This is a genomic window from Chrysiogenia bacterium (assembly GCA_020434085.1).
In the GTDB taxonomy this organism is placed as follows: domain Bacteria; phylum JAGRBM01; class JAGRBM01; order JAGRBM01; family JAGRBM01; genus JAGRBM01.
The window spans coordinates 1-5,038 of record JAGRBM010000018.1; the positions used below are offsets into that span (position 1 = coordinate 1).

Annotated in this window: 3 protein-coding genes; 1 reads left to right on the plus strand and 2 read right to left on the minus strand. The window is 64.5% G+C overall.

The features are described 5' to 3' along the window. Positions 1-158: 158 nt before the first annotated feature. Entirely contained in the window at positions 159-1,586 is a 1,428-nt protein-coding gene (gene ccsB / locus KDH09_00425; protein MCB0218130.1) for a c-type cytochrome biogenesis protein CcsB, read from the minus strand. Between the two features lie 8 nt (positions 1,587-1,594). Next, positions 1,595-3,397 carry a cytochrome c biogenesis protein ResB gene (locus tag KDH09_00430; protein MCB0218131.1) on the minus strand — a complete coding sequence of 601 codons (1,803 nt, stop codon included), beginning with the start codon at positions 3,395-3,397 and terminating at the stop codon, positions 1,595-1,597. 244 nt (positions 3,398-3,641) lie between these two features. Here KDH09_00430 and KDH09_00435 point away from each other — a divergent pair. After that, a partial coding sequence (locus KDH09_00435) for a sigma 54-interacting transcriptional regulator (GenBank protein ID MCB0218132.1) occupies positions 3,642-5,038 on the plus strand: 1,397 nt, incomplete at its 3' end.

Sequence of the window (5,038 nt, forward strand, 5' to 3'; positions counted from 1 at the left end):
GAGCAGCGAGCTCTTGCCGACATTGGAGCGGCCTGCGAAGGCGACTTCGGCGGCCTTGTGCTTTGGCCAGTGGGCGGGCGCGCTGGCGGCAAGGATGAACTCCGCGTCCTGCCAGCGGCGCGAGCCCTTCGCCCCGGGGGCTTTTCGCATGGGTTACCTCAGCCGGGGCTGCCGTAGGAGTGGAGCCCGGATAGGAAGAGGTTTACCCCCAGGTAGGTGAAGATCACAACACCAAATCCCGCAATCGCCAGCGAGCTGGCCTTACGACCGCTCCACCCGCGCGCCATGCGCATGTGGATGTAGGCGGCGTAGGTGAGCCAGGTAATGAGCGCCCAGGTTTCTTTGGGGTCCCACTGCCAGTAGGTGCCCCAGGCATTGTTGGCCCAGATTGCGCCGGTCACCAGGTTGAGGGTCATGAACGGCAGGCCGATGAGCACGGCCTTGTAGCTCCAGTCGTCAACGATGCGCGCGGCGGGCAGCTTCTCGGCAATTTTCTCCCCGCGCCAGTCGATGAGCATCACGAACAGCGTGCCCAGCCAGACCAGCACCACGAGGCCCACCAGGTAGGAATTGACGTTCCACTTGAAGAGCGAAATTTCCGGGCGCATGGGAATCGGGTGCGTGGTTTTCGCAAAATAGATTGCCTGCACCATGCCCACGGTGTGCGCCAGGAAAGCGCCAATGAGCGCCGGACGCTGAAAGCGCAGGAGGTCCTTGTTCTTTTTGGCCGCAAAATAAAGCCCCGCGGCCACCGCGTAGAGAACCAGCGCTACGAGGAAGAGCTGCCCGGCATAGGGAACCGGAAGCGGCGCATCGACGAGCTCGCCGGTGCCGATGATGGTCGGCTTCTTGAGCGGGAACTCGGCGTGGAAGAGCACATCCCCGCCGCCGTAGGACAGGAATGTGATCGCGGCGAAAATCGAATAGACCATCGTCATGAACGCGGCGGGCAGCTTGTCCTTGATGAGATACAGGATGGCAAAGCCAAAAGCCGTCATGAAGGACGCATAGGCGATGCTCGCGCAGGCGACGTGGAACTGGATCCAGCGGCTCTGCAGCGCGGGCATGAGCTGGGGGATTTCCTTGCTCGCCGGCATGGAGAACGCGGCCAGGCCCATCATGATGACGGCCGCCGGCAGCACGAAGGCGCCCGCCGACTTGTTCTGGCTGCGCCACTCGAAGACCAGATACACGACGACGATGCCCCACGCGAAGAAGAGCAGGGATTCATAGAGGTTCGTCCACGGCGGCTGCGCCCAGCCGGAGATCGTCCAGCGCACCAGCATGCCCGAGGTATGCATGGCCGCGCCGATCCAGGTCAGGAAACTGCCAAGGTGGGCGGGAAGTTCCGTGCTGCGAATCAGGTGCGTCATGTAAAAGACGAAACCGAACATGTAGATGAAAGCAGCGCCGCTGAGCAGCGCGTCGGCGAACTCGAAGCGTGCCGAATCGACGCCCTCGCTCGAGAGGGTCAGCCCGTAGGCGATCAGCCCCGCGCCGATGATGGCGGCTGCGATGTCGAGCGCCTTCCAGGGCACGCGGTTGTCAAAATCAGAAGTGGTTCCAGCGGTTGCGGTCTCTGCCATGTTCGTCCTCACTCTTGCGGCGCCGGGGTTGGATTCTTGGTGCTTTTCTTGGTCGCCGCAGGAAATTTCTCTTCGAGCTCTTCGAAGAACCGGCTCGTCGTCTGCTCAAAGGCCAGACGCTTCTTGTGCACGATGGCTGTAAACGACACGCCCTCCGGCGTGATACGCATCCAAGCATTCTTGTGGGAGAGGCTAAATGCCAGCAGCATGCCCAGAATCATGAGCGAACTGCCAAACCACACAATCCACACGCCGGGGTCCTTGGCCACCTGCAGGCCGGTAAAGAACACCCGTTCGATCTTCTTGAGCCGCAGCACGTGGCGCGCGCCGCGTCCGAGGTCTTTTTCCGGATAGTGCTGGAGCACGCCGAAACGGTCGATTTCTTTGCCCTCGTCGTCGAGGCTGGCAACGCTCACCGCCGGCCCGAGGTCCCCGTCGCGGTCGATCAGGGTGATCATGTCGTAGCCCACGGGCACATAGCGGATGGGGTCGCCGTCGAGCTCGATTGAATCGCCCAGCTCCACGGTCAGCTCTTTGGCGGCCTGGGTCTCATTGTCGAGGGCCGTCATGTGGATGACCGGGTGTTCGACGCTCTCCCGGGTGACGTCGATTCCGTCGAGGCGAAAGGCGTAGCGGGCCCCGCGTTCGTTGTCGAAACCCGGATAGTGCTGGAGCAGCATGATGCTGCCGAGTTTCTCGCCATGGGGGTCGACCTGCTGAAGGCTCACCGTCGGTCCCAAGGGCAGGGTGACCTTGTCTTCGACCTTCACGTCCTCTTCGAAGAACTTCACCGCGTAGGAATTCTCGGCGCCGATGAGCTTGATGGGCTCGTCCTTGCGCGCGACGATGGGAATCACCTCGCCGGTCTGGGTGTCGAGTGCTTCCATGTGGAAGACGGGATCGCCTTCGTCGTAGCTCGCCTGGTAGAAGGTGTAGCCCCCGTAGCGCAGCGGGCTGTTGACCTCGATGTGCTCGGTCAGCTTCTCGCGCCCTCCTTCGAGAATCGTCAGCGTACTGCGGAAGAGCTTGGGGCGCTTGGTCTTCTCGCCGGTGCGCGGATCGTCGTAGAACTGCACTTCGAAGTCGTCGCAGCGCACGGCAAAGGGCATGGGGTCCATGAAGGTGTTGAGCTCGCCCCGCGGGGTGATCTCGGCAATGCGCGTGACGGTATCGCGGGCCTGTCCCTCGCGCAGGAACATCTGCCCGGCGGTAAAGCCCAGGAAGTTGCCCAGCACTGCGCCGCCGGCGGTAATTAGAATTCCCGCGTGGACGAAGTAGACGCCCATGCGCGTCCAGCGCCCGCGGTTGCTGTAGAGGACGACTTCGTCCTCTCCCACGTGGGAGACCTTCGGGCTGCCGAAGAAACTGGAGAAGAGCCCCTGCAGCTCGGCGAGCTTTGCCTTTGCGCCGGGCAGGTCCCAGTTGCGCGTGAACGGGCCGCCGCGAAAGCGCGAGGCCGGGGGCACGGGCTCGTCAAAAGAGAATTCCTTGTGAATGCGCGGCCAACGATCGATGCTCGCCACCACGATGCTGGTACACATGAGCGCCAGCACCAGGTTGAACCACCAGGCGTGATAGACGTTGAGGAGTCCCAGCTTGTCGAAGAGCTCGGCGCGCTCGGGACCGATGCGGGCCAGGTAGCCCTGTAGGGAGTCCACCGCGCCGGTTGTCTGGGGAATAATGGTTCCCAGGATGGAGAGAAGCGCCAGCACGATCAGCCAGAACACGCCGAGCTTCACGTTGGCAAAAAAGCGCCAGATCCAGGGGGCTTCTTCTTTCCTGGCTGCCGTGGGTGCGCCGGAGTTGGTCATGCTTTCCTGTGTTGAGGACATCGCCGCTGTCTGCGCCTGCCTGGGGCCCTCGCGGGCCTTCTTGCGGCGCCGGTGGGCGCCAGGGACGGCCTCAGACTAGGTGTGGCCCTCCGGGGGGTCAAGCCTGTAGCGGGGCATGCGACAAACTGTCTCGTTCTGACTCAGCAGGCCTCCCAGCTCCTGTTTTACGCCATTTTTTCGGATACAGTTTTCCCACTCTGAAAGCCCGAATGGAGCCCTCGCGATGGCGCGTCTGGATGTCTACCAAAGCGGCACCCCCTGCGTGGAGGTGAGCCTGCCCGGCAGCGAGGCTCTGATTCTGGGCCGCGGCCCGGAGGCCGGCCTCGTGTTGCCCCATCCGCTGGTCTCGCGCGCCCACGTGGAGATCCGCCCGGGCGACTCGGGCGGTCACGTGCTCATTGATACCTCCAGCAACGGGACCCGCATCAACGGCGAGGAAATCGAGGGCGCCCGCGTCCTGCACGATGAGGACATTATCGAGATCGCCTCGTACAAAATCTTCTACCGCGTGCGTTCGGTGCAGGGCGGGGTGCAGGTAACCGCCCGCCAGAGCGCCGTGCCCACGCGGATCCTCGAAATCACCGGCGGGCAGGTGCGCGCCGAGCGCGTGTGGCTCGAAGGGGAGGCCGGTCGCTTCGAACTGCGGGCGCGCCGCCAGATTATCGGTTCGGCGCCCGAGGCCGATGTCAGCATCCCCGAGGAATTCATCTCCCGCGCCCATGCCGCCATCGCGCCAACGGCCGATGCCTGGCGCATCCACGACCTGGGTTCGACCAACGGAATCCTGGTGAACGGCACCCGCGTGAGCGAGGCGGCCCTTCGTCCCGGCGACGAACTCACACTGGGGCAGACAAAGCTCAGGTTCCGCGCCGAAGTCGAAAGCCAGCCGCTCGCGCCGGCGAGCGAGGGCGAGTGCGGCGGCATGCTGGGCGAGGCGCCGCTCATGCGCGAGCTCTTTGCCAAGATCGCGCGCATCGCGCCGACCGAGACCTCGGTTCTCATCCACGGCGAGACCGGCACCGGCAAGGAAGTCCTTGCCGCCGCGCTCCACGACCAGAGCGCGCGGGCCGGGCGCGCCTTCGTTGCCGTCAACTGCGGCGCGGTCACCGAGAGTCTCGCCGAGAGCGAGCTCTTCGGTCACGAGAAGGGCGCGTTTACCGGCGCCGCCAGCGCGCGCAAGGGGCTCTTTGCCGAGGCCGATGGTGGGACCATCTTCCTCGACGAGGTGGGCGAGCTGTCGCCCGCGCTGCAGGTCAAGCTCCTGCGCGTCCTGGAGAGCGGCGAGATCCGCGCCGTGGGGGCCGACAAACCGCGACGGATCGACGTGCGGGTGATCGCCGCCACCCACCGCGACCTGCCCGCGCTCGTGCGCGAGGGGAAGTTCCGCGAGGACCTTTACTACCGGCTCGCCGTGTTGACGCTTCGCCTGCCGGCGCTGCGCGAGCGCGAGGGCGACCTTGATCTGCTCGCCGCGCATTTCCTTGCCGGTAGCAAGAAACTCTCGAAGCCCGCGCTGGAAAAACTGCGCGCCCACCGCTGGGGCGGCAACGTGCGCGAGCTGCGCAACGTGATTGAGCGCGCCGCCATCCTCAGTGAGTCCGATACCATCGATGCCGACAC

Bases quoted from the DNA above. Each gene is read 5' to 3' on its own strand.
- ccsB (MCB0218130.1), bottom strand. From the start codon at position 1,586: ATGGCAGAGACCGCAACCGCTGGAACCACTTCTGATTTTGACAACCGC.
- KDH09_00430 (MCB0218131.1), bottom strand. From the start codon at position 3,397: ATGACCAACTCCGGCGCACCCACGGCAGCCAGGAAAGAAGAAGCCCCC.